This is a genomic window from Methylobacterium sp. E-012 (assembly GCF_057836545.1).
In genome coordinates this window covers 2,619,300-2,632,997 of record NZ_JBYQEY010000001.1, presented here as the reverse complement: position 1 = coordinate 2,632,997, position 13,698 = coordinate 2,619,300, and the positions used below count along the sequence as shown (strand labels likewise).

The following is a 13,698-nucleotide window of genomic DNA, read 5'->3' as shown; positions in this document are numbered from 1 at the left end:
TTGCGTTACCGGACGATGACCGTGGCGCCCACGGGGACGCGGTTGAAGAGGTCGACCACGTCGATGTTGCGCATGCGGATGCAGCCCGACGAGACCGCCTGCCCGATCTTCTCGGGCTCGTTGGTGCCGTGGATCCGGTAGAGCGTGTCCTTGCCGTGGTCCGACAGGTACAGGGCCCGGGCGCCGAGCGGGTTCATCGGCCCGCCCTGCATGGCGTGGACATGCGGCCAGCGCTTGATCATCTCGGCCGGCGGGTTCCAGGCCGGCCATTCGGCCTTGCGGTCGACCGTGGCGTTGCCGGTCCAGCCATAGGCCTCGTCGCCCACGGAGACGCCGTAGCGGATCGCCTTCCCGTTCGGCAGGACGAGGTAGAGCTGGCGTTCCTTGGTCTCGACCACGATCGTCCCGGGCGGCTGCCGGGTCGGGTCGCTGATCTCGTAACGGGCGAAGTGGGGATCGAACTCGGCATCCGGCACGAGCGCCATGAAGGCCGTGTCGCGGGCCGAGAGCGCAGGGTCGGGCACGCCCTTGAAGGTGCAGCCCGCCAGGAGACCTACACTGGCGATGATCGGGATGATGCGCATGTCGCTAATCTCGATAGGCAATCCCGACCCGAAGACCGGACCGGCGACCGGGACATTCACCGGAAGATCGGGACAAGCCTAATCGCGGTGGGCACGCCGCCGTAGTCCACGCGTTGCGCCCGTGGCACATTGCCGGCTCCTGTTGCAGGCGCGCGACAGGATCGGACCCGGGAGCGACCGTCGTGACCACTCTGTACGTCAGCCATCCCGCCAGCTTCGATCACGCGGTGCCCGAGGGTCACCCGGAGCGACCGGCCCGGATGCGGGCCGTGGAGCGTGCGCTGGAGGACGAGCGCTTCGCCAACCTCGTGCGGGCCTCGGCGCCCCGGGCGGAGGTCGAGACCGCCACGCTCGTCCATCCGCGCAGCTACGTCGACGCCCTGGTGGCGGCGGTGCCGGAGCAGGGCATGGTCGGGATCGATTCGGACACGATCCTGTCCCCCGGCAGCCTGGAGGCGACCCTGCGGGCCATCGGGGGGGCGACGCACGCCATGGACGCCGTCGTCGCGGGCGAGTGCCGCAACGCCTTCGTGGCCATGCGCCCCCCCGGCCACCACGCCGAGCGGACGCGGTCCATGGGGTTCTGCCTGTTCAACCACGCCGCCATCGCGGCCCGCTACGCCCGGACGCGGCACGGTGCGGAGCGCGTGGCGCTGGTCGACTGGGACGTCCACCACGGCAACGGCAGCCAGGACATCTTCTGGGACGACGGCTCGGTCCTGTACTGCTCCACCCATCAGATGCCCCTCTATCCCGGCACCGGCTCCGCCTCTGAGCGGGGCGACAAGGACACGATCGTCAACGTGCCCCTGCGGCCGAACGACGACGGGGCGGTTTTTCGCGAAGCGTTCGAGGTCGGCATCCTGTCGCGCCTCGAGACCTTCCGGCCGGACGTGATCGTGATCTCCGCGGGGTTCGACGCCCATCGCCTCGATCCGCTCGCGAACCTGCAGCTCGAGGCGGAGGATTTCGGTTGGGCGACGCGCCGGTTGATGGAGCTGGCGGACCGCTGCGCGGGCGGGCGCATCGTCTCGGTGCTGGAGGGTGGCTACAGCCTGGAGGGCTTGGCCAAGTCGACCGCCGCGCATGTGGACGCGCTGATGGGGCGGTAAGCTTCCTTCCGGTTCTCCCGATTGCCGCCGGTGCCAGAGCGGACATAATCGGCGCGTTCACTGAGCATCGAGAATCATGCGAGCGGGCGGGCGGGTGAATCTGATCAACCGGGTTTGGGCCCGCGCGGCGGTCGCCCGGAATATGGCGCGATGACCCTCGCCGGCTTCCTGACCTACGCCCTGGCGCTCGGCGTCGCCGCCGCCGTACCCGGTCCCGGCGTCGTCGCCCTGATCGCGCGCGCCCTCGGTTCCGGCTTCAGGGCCGCCATGGCGTTCTCGGCCGGGTTGATCCTCGGCGATCTGACCTTCCTGTCGGCCGCGGTGTTCGGGTTGGCCCTGATCGCGGAGACGTTGGGCGAGGTCTTCATCCTGGTTCGGCTCTGCGCCGGCCTGTATCTCGCCTATCTGGCGGTGCGTCTGTGGCGCTCGGCCGGGCAGACCGATCGGGTGGAGGGCGGCCCGGCCGACCGGCCGCTGGCGAGCTTCGTCGCCGGGCTCACCATCACCCTGGCCAACCCCAAGACGATCGTCTTCTATCTGGCCGTGCTGCCGACACTGGTCGACCTTCGCGCCGTCACGCCCGGCGATTACGCCACCCTCGTGGGCCTGACCGCGTCGGTCCTCGTCCTGGTGATGACGCCCTATGCCGCCCTGGCGGCGCGGGCGCGGGACTCGCTGCGCAAACCCCGCTTCCGGGCGCGGCTGAATCGGAGTGCGGCCGCCATCATGGCGGGCGCCGCGATCTGGACCGTCGCGCGGCGCGCCTGACGCGCGTCGCTCACCCCTCCAGAGGTTCGTCGCCCAGGAGCTCGATGCCGAAGCCCGAGAGGCCGACATACGCCCGCGACGACGTCGCGAGGTTGCGGATCGAGACCACGCCGAGGTCGCGCAGGATCTGGGCGCCGAGGCCGACCTCGCGCCATTGGCGGGCGCGCTGCGCCTCCGTCCCCTCCTCGGTCACGCTCATCACCGGCACGCCCGCGGTCCCGTCGCGCAGGTAGACCAGCACCCCGCGCCCGGCGGCCGCGAACCGCTTCAGCACCGCGTCGATCTGCCGGCCCCCGCCGATCACGTCGGCGGCGACGTTGGATCGGTGGAGCCGCACCAGCACGTCGCGGCCGTCGCCGATCTCGCCCATCACGAAGGCGAATTGCTGGATCGATTCGAACGGCGTCGAGAACACGTAGGCGGTCATGTCCCCATGATTCGACCGGACCGGGAAGTGCCCGACCCGCTCCACCAGCCGGTCGCGGGCCTGCCGGTAGGCGATGAGATCGGCCACCGAGACCTGCTTGAGCCCGTGCGTCGTCGCGAAAGCCTCGATCTGCGGCCCCTTCATCACGGTGCCGTCGTCGTTGGCGAGTTCGCAGATCACCCCGACCGGCGGCAGCTCGGCGAGCTTGCACAGGTCGACCGCGGCCTCGGTATGGCCCGAGCGCATGAGCACGCCGCCGTCCCGGGCGATCAGCGGGAAGACATGGCCGGGCCGGACGAAGTCGCCCGCGCCCATATTGCCGTTGGCGAGCGCCCGCACCGTGTTGCAGCGCTGCTCCGCCGAGATGCCCGTGGTCAGCCCGTGCTTGACGTCCACCGTGACCGTGAAGGCGGTGCCCAGCGGCGCGTCGTTCGAGGCCACCATCGGGGCGAGGTGGAGGCGCCGCGCCTCGCTCTGCGACAGCGGCGCGCAGACGATGCCGCAGGTGTTGCGGATGATGAACGCCATCTTCTCCGGCGTGCAGAGCGAGGCGGCGACGACGAGATCGCCCTCGTTCTCGCGGTCGTCGTCGTCGGTGACGACCACGATCTCGCCCTTGGCGAAGGCCGCGATGGCCTCGGTGACGGTGCAATGGGGCACGGGCATTCTCGAATCGTTGGGGCCGGTCGCGGGATCAGGGCTGCTGCCCGACCTGTCCGCGATGGCGCAGATAGTGATCGGCGAGCACGCAGGCCATCATGGCCTCCGCCACCGGGACGGCGCGGATGCCGACGCAGGGATCGTGGCGGCCCTTGGTGACGAGGTCCACCTCCGCGCCGTCGCGGGTGACGGAGCGCCGCGACGTCAGGATCGAGGAGGTCGGCTTGACGGCGAAGCGGACCACCACGGGCTCGCCGCTGGAGATGCCGCCGAGGATCCCGCCCGCGTGGTTGGCGAGGAAGCGCGGATGCCCGCTATTGCCGGCGCGCATCTCGTCGGCGTTGTCCTCGCCCCGCAGGGCGGCCGCCGCGAACCCGTCGCCGATCTCGACGCCCTTCACGGCGTTGATCGACATCATGGCGGCTGCGAGATCCGCGTCAAGCTTGCCGTAGACCGGTGCGCCGAGACCCGGCGGCACGCCCTCGGCCACGACCTCGATCACCGCACCCACCGACGAGCCGTCCTTCCGGATCCCGTCCAGATAGGTCTCGTAGAAGGCGGCCGTCTCGGCATCGGGGCAGAAGAACGGATTGTTGCCGGTTTCCGCCCAGTCCCAGCGCGACCGGTCGACGGCGTGCGGACCCATCTGGACGAGAGCGGCCCGGATCATGATGCCGGGGATGACCTTGCGCGCCACGGCCCCGGCGGCGACCCGCGCCGCGGTCTCCCGGGCGGAGGAGCGGCCGCCGCCGCGATAGTCGCGGATGCCGTACTTGGCCTCGTAGGTGTAGTCGGCGTGGCCGGGCCGATAGCTGTCGCGGATCTCGGAATAATCCTTCGAGCGCTGGTCGGTGTTCTCGATGGTCAGCGCGATCGGCGTGCCGGTGGTGAGTTGGCGTCCGCCGGTGCGGTCGTCGGCGAACACGCCGGACAGGATCTTCACCTGATCGGGCTCGCGGCGCTGCGTGGTGAAGCGCGACTGGCCGGGCTTGCGGCGGTCGAGCTCCGCCTGGATCTCCTCAACCTCCAGCGGCAGGCCGGGCGGGCAGCCATCGACCACGCAGCCCAGCGCGACCCCGTGGCTCTCGCCGAAGGTCGTGACGCGGAACAGGTGGCCGAAGGTGTTGTGCGACATGGCGCGGCTGACTTAGCGCGGGAGCGGCGGGGGCACAAACGTTTGACTACCGTCTTATTCCGCCTCCTGCTCGAGCCGATCGGCGGAACCGGATCACATTCACCCTGCGTGATCCTCAGCGACCATCGGCCCGCCGCGCATAACGGATGGCCCCAAGTCCGAGAACGAGAGCCGCTGCCGGGACGCTGAGCACGACAATGACATTCAGGAGGCTCATCCTTGCAGCTCCTTCAGGTAGCGCCGTGCCGCATAATGTAAGGTGCCGCTCGTGATCCAGCAAATCACGGCGAGACCAACGATCACCGGTACCGGCAGGCTCGGAGGGCCTGACGTGTATAGCACTGCGAAAATCGGTGCCAAACCGCCCACCGTGAAGATCGAACCAGCTATCGCGTTGACGTACATCGCCGTCAGCTTCGTACGTTCATTCGCGATCAACACGGAACGCGCCGTCGGTTTCGAGGGGAAAAGTGCGTTATCCACCTGCGCGACTCATTCGAGATTCGCGAAAAGCGTGGCGTAATTCGCTTCGATATGGAAGGCGCGAGACCAGCGCGCATCCGTCGTCACCCCCTGCTGTCGACGGTCGTGACAAGCCGGCTTCCCAGCGCAAGACCGCCCCGCGCCTTGAGCGCCCGGTAGGCAGCCACGGCCACGGCAAGATCGGTTCGCAGCCGCCGTTCGTCCCCGAGGGCATCGTGGTCGTAGGTCGTGCCGAGGATATGTGCGGCCTCGTAGCCCTCTGGCAACTCGCCCAATGTGCCGAGGCTGATCGTCCGGTTTGGGAGCCGGTCTGCGAAATCCTCAAGGTGTGCCCGGAGCATCGAGCCGCTCGCCCTGAGATGATCGCCCGCGCCTATCCCATGTGCGCGGATCGCCGCCACGGTCCCCTGCGCCAGCGACAGGTGAACGACTTCGCGGTGCGCTGGGAACAGGTAGACCAGATAGTAGCCGCGCGTCGCGCTGGCGGTGACGGCCGGGTCGAACACGGCCAGCCAGGGAACGGCAGCCCAGTGGATGCCGCGCCCGGGACTGCCCTTGACCAGGAACGGTCCATCGATCGGTTCGAGGGCGGCGCGCAACTCGTCCGGCGCCCCTTTCCGGATGACGGCCGCGAGCGGATGCCCGGCCGGCGGGTCGAGGCGGGCGAGCGGGTATTCCTCGATGATTCGCCGCAGCGCGTAGCCCAAACTCACGGTCGCGCCAGAATCCCGCCCGTCATCGGCTCGCGCACCCCGGTGGTGGACGGGAAGGTGATCGGGAGGCCCTTCAACGAGCGCACCGCGAGATACGCGAAGGCCTGCGCCTCCAGATAGGCCGAGGACCAGCCGATCGCGTCCGCGGTCGTGATCTCGGCGCGCAGGTGGTAATTCAGCAGCCGCACCAACTCACCGTTGCGGGCGCCGCCGCCGGCCACGATCCAGCGGGTGGGGATCTCGGGGGCGTGGTCCAGCGCCCGGGCCACCGCCCGCGCCGTGAAGGCCGTGAGCGTTGCGGCGCCGTCCTCGGTGGAGAGCTGGCCCGCCAGCTTGTGCGAGAACCAGTTCCGGTCCAGCGACTTCGGCGGCCGGCGGAAGAAGAACGGGTGCGTGAGCAGCCAAGCGAGCAGCGGCTCGTCGGCCCGGCCCCGGGCGGCGGTGCGGCCGCCATCGTCGAGGTTCTTGCCCTCACGCTCCTGCATCCACTCGTCGATGAGCGCGTTGCCCGGTCCGGTATCGAAGGCGATCACGCCGCCCCGGGAATCGATCAGCGTCGCGTTGGCGACGCCGCCGATATTGAGGATGCCGAACGGCCCGTCGAAGCCCGAGGCCTCGGCGAGCGCCTTGTGGAAGACCGGCACCAGCGGCGCCCCCTGGCCGCCCGCCTCGATATCGGCCCTCCGCAAGTCGGAGACCACCGGGATGCCGAGCCGGGTGGCCATCGCCTGCCCGTCGCCGATCTGGATCGAGATCCGTTGGTCCGGCCGATGGATGACGGTCTGGCCGTGGAAGCCGATCACGTCGATGTCGGCCGCGGCAAGGCCGTTCTCGGCCAGGAAGCGCTCCACGGCCTCGGCATGGGCCCGCGTCACGAAGGCCTCGGCCTCCGGCAGGCGGCCGGGCCGGTCGCCGGGGTGGAGAACGGATTCGGCGTCCTTCGTGGCGGCGCGCAGGAGCGTCTTCTCGTCGTCGCTGTAGCCGCGGTAGCCGGTCGGCCCCAGCGGCTCGAGGAAGTTGTTGTGGCCCTTGACCACGTGGACCCCCTCGCCGTCGGTCTCGATCAGGGCGATGTCGACGCCGTCCAGCGAGGTGCCGCTCATCAGCCCGATCGCGCGCATCATCGCCATGCCGTCCTGCCCCGTGCCTTTCCGCGAACGCCCTGCTAAGAGCGCGCCGTATCCTGACCCCAGCGCGAGCTAGCACGCGGAGCCTCGGCCTGTCGCGCGACGCGAGCGACCCGAGATGGCATCCATGACCGCCGAGAGCTTCGCGCCGAAATCCGATTTCCTGCGGATCCTGACCGAGCGCGGCTACATCCACCAGACCTCGGATCTCGCCGGGATCGACGCCGCGGCCGTCGAGGGCCGGCTGACGACCTATGTCGGCTACGATTGCACGGCGCCCTCGCTCCATGTCGGGCACCTGCTCTCGATCATGATGCTGCACTGGCTCCAGGCCACGGAGGGCAAGCCGATCGCCCTGATGGGCGGCGGTACGACCCGGGTCGGCGACCCGTCCGGGCGCGACGAGACGCGCAAGATCCTGACCGTCGAGCAGATCGACGCCAACAAGGCCGAGATCCGCAAGACCTTCGACCGCTTCCTGCGCTTCGGCGCAGGCGCGGGCGATGCCGTGATGGTCGACAACGCCGAATGGCTGACGAAGCTCAACTACATCGAGATGCTGCGCGATGTCGGGCGCCATTTCTCGGTGAACCGCATGCTGTCGATGGACAGCGTCCGCCTGCGCCTGGAGCGCGACCAGGAACTCTCGTTCCTGGAGTTCAACTACATGATCCTGCAATCCTACGACTTCGTAGAGTTGAACCGCCGCTACGGCTGCGTCATGCAGATGGGCGGCTCGGACCAGTGGGGCAACATCGTCAACGGCATCGATCTCGGCCGGCGCATGGGCACGCCCCAGCTCTACGCCCTGACCTGCCCGCTCCTGACGACCTCGTCGGGCGCCAAGATGGGCAAGACCGCCGCGGGTGCCGTCTGGCTCAACCCGGAGATGCTGAAGCCCTACGATTACTGGCAGTTCTGGCGGAACACCGAGGATGCCGACGTCGCCCGCTTCCTGAAGCTGTTCACCCTGCTGCCGATGGCGGAGGTGGGCCGCCTCGCCGCGCTCGCCGGCTCCGAGATCAACGCGGCCAAGATGGTGCTGGCCACGGAGGCGACGGCGCTGATGCATGGCCGCGACGTCGCCGAGGCCGCCGCCGAGACCGCGCGCAAGACCTTCGTGGAAGGGACGCTGGCCGCCGATCTGCCGAGCGTCACCGTGCCGGCGGCGATTCTGGAGGCCGGGCTCGGCGTGCTGACGGCCTTCGGCCCCGAGATCGCCAAGCTGGTGCCCTCCACCAGCGAGGCCCGGCGCCAGATCAAGGGCGGCGGCCTGCGCGTCAACGACGTGCCGGTGACGGACGAGAAGGCGATGCTTCGTCCGGGCGATCTGACCGACGACGGCGTCATCAAGCTCTCCTTCGGCAAGAAGCGGCACGTGCTGCTGCGGGTGGGATGAGGCCGATGCCCCCGGATCGGGCCTGCGAGGAGAGCGCCGCGTGACTGCCTCGGCCAGCATCCTGGTGATCGACGACGAGCCGCCGATCCGGCGCCTTCTCCGGACCGGCCTCGGCACCCAGGAGTACAGCGTTGTCGAAGCCGGCGACGGGGCGGCGGCGCTCGCCGCGCTCGCGGCGGGGGGCATCGACCTCGCCATCCTCGATCTCGGATTGCCCGACATGTCCGGCCACGCGCTGCTCGCGGCGATCCGCGAGCGCTGGCCGGACCTGCCCGTCCTGGTCCTGTCGAGCCGCGACGACGAGCGCGGCAAGGTCGAGGCCCTGGATCTCGGGGCGGACGATTACGTGACGAAGCCCTTCGGCATGAACGAGCTGCTCGCCCGCATCCGCACGGCGCTCCGGCACCGGCTGGCCATGCAGGGGGAGCGGCCGGTCTTCCGCCTGGACGACCTCTCGGTCGATCTCGTGCGCCGGATCGTGCGCGTGGGCGAGCGGGAGGTGAAATTGTCGCCGCGGGAATACGACTTCCTGCGGGTCCTGGTGCAGCATGCCGGCAAGGTGCTGACGCACGCCCAGCTCATGCGCCACGCGCCGGCCACCTCGGACCCGCAATACTTGCGGGTCTACATGCGCCAGTTGCGCCAGAAGCTCGAAACGGATCCGGAGCGCCCGCGCTACCTGCTCACCGAGACCGGCGTCGGCTACCGCCTGCGGGCACCCGACTGAGTCGGTCGCCCCTCACGGATCCAGGCCTTCCGCCGCCCGCCGCGCCGCGCGCAGCTTCTCGACGCGGGACACCGAGAAGACCGAGGCCTCGTAGAGCAGCAGCATCGGGACCGCCAGCGACAGCTGCGAGATCACGTCCGGCGGCGTCAGCACGGCGGCGGCCACGAAGACCAGGACGATCGCGTAGCGGCGCTTCTCGCGCAGGAAGGCCGCGTCGATGATCCCGATCTGGCCGAGCAGGGTCAGGACCACCGGCAGCTGGAAGGCGATGCCGAAGGCGAAGATCAGCGTCATGATCAGCGAGAGATACTCGTCGACCTTGGGCAGCAGCTTGATCGTCGGCTCCCCGGCGACGCCGACCTGCTGCAGCGACACCGAGAATTTGATCAACAGCGGCATCGCCAGGAAGAACACCACCAGCGCGCCCAGCACGAAGAAGATCGGCGTCGCCACCAGATAGGGCAGGAATGCCTTGCGCTCGTTGCGGTAGAGGCCCGGCGCCACGAAGGCGTAGATCTGCGTGGCGATCACCGGGAAGGCCAGGAAGGCCGCCCCGAAGACGCTGAGCTTGATGTTGGTGAACACCTGTTCGAGGAAATGCGTGGCGATCAGCTCGGCATTCTGCACGCCGACGATCGAGACATACGGATAGACCAGGATATTGTAGATATCCCGCGAGAAGAAGAAACAGCCAAAGAACATAATCACGAAGGCGATCAGCGACTTGATCAGCCGCGCGCGCAGTTCGATCAGATGCTCGAGCAGGGGCGCCCGGGAGGCCTCGATCTCAGCCTCGTCCGCGTCGGTGATCATCGGACGACGGCGCCGTTCTTCGGATCGACGGAGGTGGGATGCACGACGGGCGGGTCGGGCGGCGGCCCGAACGGATCGTCCACCGAGCCGGATACCGGGAGCGGCGCCTCGGCATGCGCGACGGCCGGCGGCGGCTCCGGGGAGTTCGGCTCTGCCGGCGGCACGGCGTCCTGTTCGGCCTTCAGCTGCGCCGTCGCGTCGGCGAGGGAGCGCGTCTCCCCGGCCGGCAGTTCGGGGCCGAGCTTCTCCGGCCCGACCTTGGCCCGGCCCTCGACCGCGCCCTTCAGCTCGTCCCGGATGGTCTGGACGGGATTGAAGGTCGAACCCGCATTCCGCACCGTATTGCGAATGCCGTCGACCTCCTTGCGAACCTCGTCGAGCTCGGCCTCGCGGATCGCCTCGTTGAACTGCATCTGGAACTCGCCGGCCATGCGGCGCAGCTTCGAAGTGATCTGCCCGACGGTGCGCAGCGCCTTCGGCAGATCCTTCGGCCCGATGACGATGAGGGCGACGCCGCCGATCAGCATCACCTCGCCCCAGCTCATGTCCAGCATGTCGTCGACGGTCCTGCTGCCCTGGGAACCGAACCGAAGCCCGGGCCCCGCCAGGCTCTACACCAGCGCACGTCCCCTGACAGTCCCTCAGAGGGGCTTCCCCTCAGAGGAGCTTGCCCTCAGACCGTCTTGCGTTCGCCGCCCGGAATGTGGCTCGCCGGGATGGCGGTGCCGGGGCTGGGCTCGGCGGTATGGGGGATGGTGCGGACCGGCTCGCCGGGCACCACGGGGGCCTGTGTCGCCTGGGGCGTGTCGTCCTCCGCCATGCCCTTCTTGAACGCCTTGATGCCCTTGGCGACGTCGCCCATCAGGTCGGAGACCTTGCCGCGTCCGAAGAGCAGCATCACGATGACCGCGACGATGACCCAGTGCCAGATACTCATGCTGCCCATGGCAACCTCCTGCGTGCGCCCCGAGGAAGCGGGAGCGGGACGCTACGTCCGGTTGAGGATTTCGGGGCGAACCTAGGGATCGCGCCGCCCGAACACAAGCACGGGCGGTGCCAGGGGTGGTGGAAGGCCGCGGGTCAGGACCTCGGTTCAGGCCGCCGCCAGGGCCGCCGCGAACCGCGCCCGGGCCTCCGGCACGTCCAGGTCGTCGCCGGCCGGATCGAGCCGCGCGAGCGCCGCGGCGGCCCGTTCCGCAGCGCGGCCGTCGAGCGCCGGGGCCGCTTCGGCCACCGACCGCATCTCGTCCATCGCGCCGTTGCAGTGGAGGCCGAGATCGATGCCCGCGGCGAAGGCCCGCTCGGCCCGCGCGCGGAAGGTCCCGGTCAGCGCCTGCATCGACAGATCGTCGGTCATCAGCAGGCCGTCGAACCCGATCTCGCCGCGGATCACCTCCCCGATGACGGTGGCCGATTGCGTCGCCGGACGCTCGGGGTCGATGGCGGTGAAGACCACGTGGGCGCTCATCGCCATCGGCAGGTCGGCCAGGGCCCGGAACGGCCGGAAATCCTGCGCCGCCAGCGCTTCGCGGCTCGCCTCGACGACCGGCAGCCCGAGATGGCTGTCGCAGGCGGCGCGGCCGTGCCCCGGGATGTGTTTCATCACCGGCAGGACCCCGCCGGCCATCAGGCCTTCGGCGACCGCCCGGCCGATCTCGGCGACCGAGGCCGGGTTCGTCCCATAGGCCCGGTCGCCGATGATGTCGTGGGCGCTGGGGGCCGGAACGTCGAGCACGGGGGCGCAATCGACGTTGATGCCGACATCGGCCAGATCGTGCGCCATCAGGCGGGCGCCGAGACGCGCGATCGCGGTGGCGCTGCCGTTCAGCCGGCCGTAGCGTCCGCCCGCCGGATAGGCCGGCCAGTGCGGCGGTCCCATCCGCTGGACCCGGCCGCCCTCCTGGTCGATCAGGATCGGCGCGGTCGCGGAGCCGAGGCAGTCGCGCAAGGCGGCGGTCAGGGCGCGCACCTCGTCGGGCGTGCCGATGTTCCGCTTGAACAGGATGAACCCCCACGGCCGCACGTCGCGGAAGAAGGCCGCCTCCTCGGCGGAGAGCGACTTGCCGGCACAGCCGAGGATCAGGGCACGGGAGGTCATCGGGACGTCTCGGGGACTACTCGGGGATGCACGCGGAGCGAAGGCTGTTTCGGGCGGGCCGAATCGATGCGCGCAGAGTCGGGCGGGAACAGGGAGCCGGCAAGACGAATCGGCGGCGCGGGGCGGCCGTCCCGGTTCGTGGCGGGCCTGTGTTGCCGCCGGGACTCGCCAGCGGCGGCTGCGCGGGGGCGAACCGGTGGGTCGAGGCCCCCGCCGATCAGCCCGTCGCTCGCTCCGGGGCCGTCACCGCAGTGACCGGCCGGGAGGTGGATTCAGCGGCTCAGTTCTTGGCCACGAAGCATTGGCCGCCTGCGCTTTGCAGGGTGCTGCACAGGCTGGACGCCTCGGCCTTCTCCAGCGGCCCGACGCGGACGCGGAAGATGGTCTTGCCGTTGACCTCCGCCTGCCGGATGAGTTCGGGCTTGCCGGCGAGTTCGCTGTACTTGCCCTGCATCTGATGCAAGGCCGCCCGCGCCTCCGCGGCCGAGCCGCGCACGCCGAGCTGCACCGAGAAGCCGCCCACGGGGCCGCTTCTCAGGCCGGCATCGTCGGAGGTCGTGGTGCTGGCGGTCGTGTCCGGGGCCGCGCTGGCGACCCGCTGAACCGCCTTCGGCGCGGGCTTGACGGCCACGGGCCGGGGCGGCGGCGCCTCGACCGGCGTCGGGGCCGGCGGCGCCTCCACGGAAGCGGGCGTCGCGGGCGCCAGGGAGGCCGCGGCCTGCCGGACCGGCCTGGTCTTGGCGGCGGGCGGTGCGGGCGGTTCGTCGGTGGGCAGAACCATGGTGGGGATCGGGCTCGGGCCAGCATCGGCCTGCGCCTCCCGGGCCGGGGGCGCGGGCGGCGCCTCGGGTTTCACCGCGACGGTCCGGACCCTGCGGGGCTCGCCGAACGCCTCGAACGGGCCGTTGCCCGGCGTGGTGCCGCCCTGGCTGGTTCCGGCCGGTGCGGGACCCTGGGCGGCGCGCGCCGCCTCGGCCACGTCGAGGGGCTGCTCCTCGCGATTGACGATCTTGATCTGGCCGTCCTTCTTGCCCTTCGGATCGTAGATCTGCCGGTTCTGATCCGGGATCTCGACGCCGTCGGCGACCTTGGGCGCAACCTTGAGGGGCGTCGCATCGGCCTGGACCACCGGCACGCCGCCGGGGCTCGAACTGTGCAGGCCCTTGTAGGTCAGCGCCCCCGTGACCGCGACCGCCACGACGGCGATGCCGGCCCCCACCGAGACGAGCCGCCGGCGCGGGTTCACGCGCCGGAGGGGGCGGTCCTCCGCGTAGCCGTCCTCGGCACCGTGCTCCGCCGCATCGGCCCCGGCGCCGTACGGGGCCTCCTCGTGATGCGTGTCACGCTCCACAGAGGCGAGGTATTGGTCGAAGGCGTCGGCCGGATTCGGCTTGGCCGGCTCGGGGGCGAAGCTCGGCTCGACCCGGCCGTTCCAGCCCGCCTGCGGCTGCGCGGGCGCCACCGCGCGCATCTGATCGCGGGCCGCCAGCAGGGCGCGGAACGGATCGTCCTGCCCGACGATCCGGGCCAGTTCGGCCAGCGGATCGGGCTTGGCCCCGTCCTGCGATCCGCGTGTCGTATCGTGACGCAGATCGCGCGCGAGGGCGTCCAGATCGACCTGAGCGCGCGAAGCGTTCGTCATGGCAGCATCC

General features: G+C 70.2%; 15 protein-coding genes. 4 read left to right on the top strand and 11 right to left on the bottom strand.

From position 1 onward, the window contains the following. Positions 1-5 precede the first annotated feature (5 nt). Entirely contained in the window at positions 6-584 is a 579-nt protein-coding gene (locus AC3IF1_RS12525) for a L,D-transpeptidase (protein WP_243967133.1), read from the bottom strand. Positions 585-766: 182 nt separating this feature from the next. Here AC3IF1_RS12525 and AC3IF1_RS12520 point away from each other — a divergent pair, with 182 nt between their 5' ends. Together AC3IF1_RS12520 and AC3IF1_RS12515 are read left to right on the top strand one after the other, a co-directional pair. Beyond that, on the top strand, positions 767-1,696 hold the full coding sequence (locus tag AC3IF1_RS12520) for a histone deacetylase family protein (RefSeq protein WP_489217778.1): 930 nt from the start codon (positions 767-769) through the stop codon (positions 1,694-1,696). A gap of 150 nt (positions 1,697-1,846) precedes the next feature. Then, positions 1,847-2,464 (top strand): LysE family translocator, encoded by a 618-nt coding sequence (locus tag AC3IF1_RS12515; RefSeq protein ID WP_489217776.1) that lies wholly within the window; start codon positions 1,847-1,849, stop codon positions 2,462-2,464. Between the two features lie 10 nt (positions 2,465-2,474). Here the strand turns inward: AC3IF1_RS12515 and ribB are convergent, their stop codons facing one another. The 5 genes from ribB to AC3IF1_RS12490 form a co-directional block, all read right to left on the bottom strand. Then, a complete protein-coding gene (gene ribB / locus AC3IF1_RS12510; protein WP_243967180.1) occupies positions 2,475-3,551 on the bottom strand; it encodes a 3,4-dihydroxy-2-butanone-4-phosphate synthase in 1,077 nt (358 codons plus the stop codon). A gap of 34 nt (positions 3,552-3,585) precedes the next feature. Then, positions 3,586-4,686 carry a chorismate synthase gene (aroC, locus tag AC3IF1_RS12505; protein ID WP_489217775.1) on the bottom strand — a complete coding sequence of 367 codons (1,101 nt, stop codon included), beginning with the start codon at positions 4,684-4,686 and terminating at the stop codon, positions 3,586-3,588. 213 nt (positions 4,687-4,899) lie between these two features. Beyond that, complete coding sequence (locus AC3IF1_RS12500) at positions 4,900-5,169, bottom strand: amino acid transporter protein (RefSeq protein WP_243967128.1); 270 nt, start codon at positions 5,167-5,169, stop codon at positions 4,900-4,902. A gap of 83 nt (positions 5,170-5,252) precedes the next feature. Further along, positions 5,253-5,882 (bottom strand): DUF3578 domain-containing protein, encoded by a 630-nt coding sequence (locus AC3IF1_RS12495; protein WP_489217773.1) that lies wholly within the window; start codon positions 5,880-5,882, stop codon positions 5,253-5,255. Then, positions 5,879-7,012 (bottom strand): anhydro-N-acetylmuramic acid kinase, encoded by a 1,134-nt coding sequence (locus AC3IF1_RS12490; RefSeq protein ID WP_489217772.1) that lies wholly within the window; start codon positions 7,010-7,012, stop codon positions 5,879-5,881. The genes AC3IF1_RS12495 and AC3IF1_RS12490 overlap by 4 nt, the downstream gene beginning before the upstream one ends. Before the next feature lie 124 nt (positions 7,013-7,136). On the opposite strand from AC3IF1_RS12490, the gene tyrS reads away from it, so the two are divergent. Continuing rightward, complete coding sequence (gene tyrS / locus AC3IF1_RS12485; RefSeq protein ID WP_489220384.1) at positions 7,137-8,408, top strand: tyrosine--tRNA ligase; 1,272 nt, start codon at positions 7,137-7,139, stop codon at positions 8,406-8,408. Positions 8,409-8,448: 40 nt separating this feature from the next. Next, positions 8,449-9,135 (top strand): response regulator, encoded by a 687-nt coding sequence (locus AC3IF1_RS12480; RefSeq protein ID WP_489217771.1) that lies wholly within the window; start codon positions 8,449-8,451, stop codon positions 9,133-9,135. 12 nt (positions 9,136-9,147) lie between these two features. Here AC3IF1_RS12480 and tatC read toward each other — a convergent pair whose 3' ends face one another. From tatC to AC3IF1_RS12455, 5 genes are all read right to left on the bottom strand, one after another. Next, positions 9,148-9,948, bottom strand: a complete 801-nt coding sequence (gene tatC, locus AC3IF1_RS12475; protein WP_489217770.1) for a twin-arginine translocase subunit TatC — start codon at positions 9,946-9,948, stop codon at positions 9,148-9,150. Next, positions 9,945-10,502: a Sec-independent protein translocase protein TatB gene (gene tatB, locus AC3IF1_RS12470; RefSeq protein WP_243967123.1), complete on the bottom strand. Its 558-nt coding sequence runs from the start codon at positions 10,500-10,502 to the stop codon at positions 9,945-9,947. The genes tatC and tatB overlap by 4 nt, the downstream gene beginning before the upstream one ends. 119 nt (positions 10,503-10,621) lie before the next feature. Beyond that, on the bottom strand, positions 10,622-10,894 hold the full coding sequence (locus AC3IF1_RS12465) for a twin-arginine translocase TatA/TatE family subunit (RefSeq protein WP_489217768.1): 273 nt from the start codon (positions 10,892-10,894) through the stop codon (positions 10,622-10,624). Between the two features lie 147 nt (positions 10,895-11,041). Further along, positions 11,042-12,046, bottom strand: coding sequence for a beta-N-acetylhexosaminidase (nagZ, locus tag AC3IF1_RS12460; RefSeq protein WP_489217767.1), 1,005 nt, complete (start codon positions 12,044-12,046; stop codon positions 11,042-11,044). Between the two features lie 280 nt (positions 12,047-12,326). Beyond that, positions 12,327-13,688 carry an SPOR domain-containing protein gene (locus tag AC3IF1_RS12455; RefSeq protein WP_489217766.1) on the bottom strand — a complete coding sequence of 454 codons (1,362 nt, stop codon included), beginning with the start codon at positions 13,686-13,688 and terminating at the stop codon, positions 12,327-12,329. Positions 13,689-13,698: the final 10 nt, after the last annotated feature.

Bases quoted from the DNA above. Each gene is read 5' to 3' on its own strand.
- AC3IF1_RS12525 (WP_243967133.1), bottom strand. From the start codon at position 584: ATGCGCATCATCCCGATCATCGCCAGTGTAGGTCTCCTGGCGGGCTGC.
- AC3IF1_RS12515 (WP_489217776.1), top strand. From the start codon at position 1,847: ATGACCCTCGCCGGCTTCCTGACCTACGCCCTGGCGCTCGGCGTCGCC.
- aroC (WP_489217775.1), bottom strand. From the start codon at position 4,686: ATGTCGCACAACACCTTCGGCCACCTGTTCCGCGTCACGACCTTCGGC.
- AC3IF1_RS12490 (WP_489217772.1), bottom strand. From the start codon at position 7,012: ATGGCGATGATGCGCGCGATCGGGCTGATGAGCGGCACCTCGCTGGAC.
- tyrS (WP_489220384.1), top strand. From the start codon at position 7,137: ATGACCGCCGAGAGCTTCGCGCCGAAATCCGATTTCCTGCGGATCCTG.
- tatC (WP_489217770.1), bottom strand. From the start codon at position 9,948: ATGATCACCGACGCGGACGAGGCTGAGATCGAGGCCTCCCGGGCGCCC.
- tatB (WP_243967123.1), bottom strand. From the start codon at position 10,502: ATGCTGGACATGAGCTGGGGCGAGGTGATGCTGATCGGCGGCGTCGCC.
- AC3IF1_RS12465 (WP_489217768.1), bottom strand. From the start codon at position 10,894: ATGGGCAGCATGAGTATCTGGCACTGGGTCATCGTCGCGGTCATCGTG.
- nagZ (WP_489217767.1), bottom strand. From the start codon at position 12,046: ATGACCTCCCGTGCCCTGATCCTCGGCTGTGCCGGCAAGTCGCTCTCC.
- AC3IF1_RS12455 (WP_489217766.1), bottom strand. From the start codon at position 13,688: ATGACGAACGCTTCGCGCGCTCAGGTCGATCTGGACGCCCTCGCGCGC.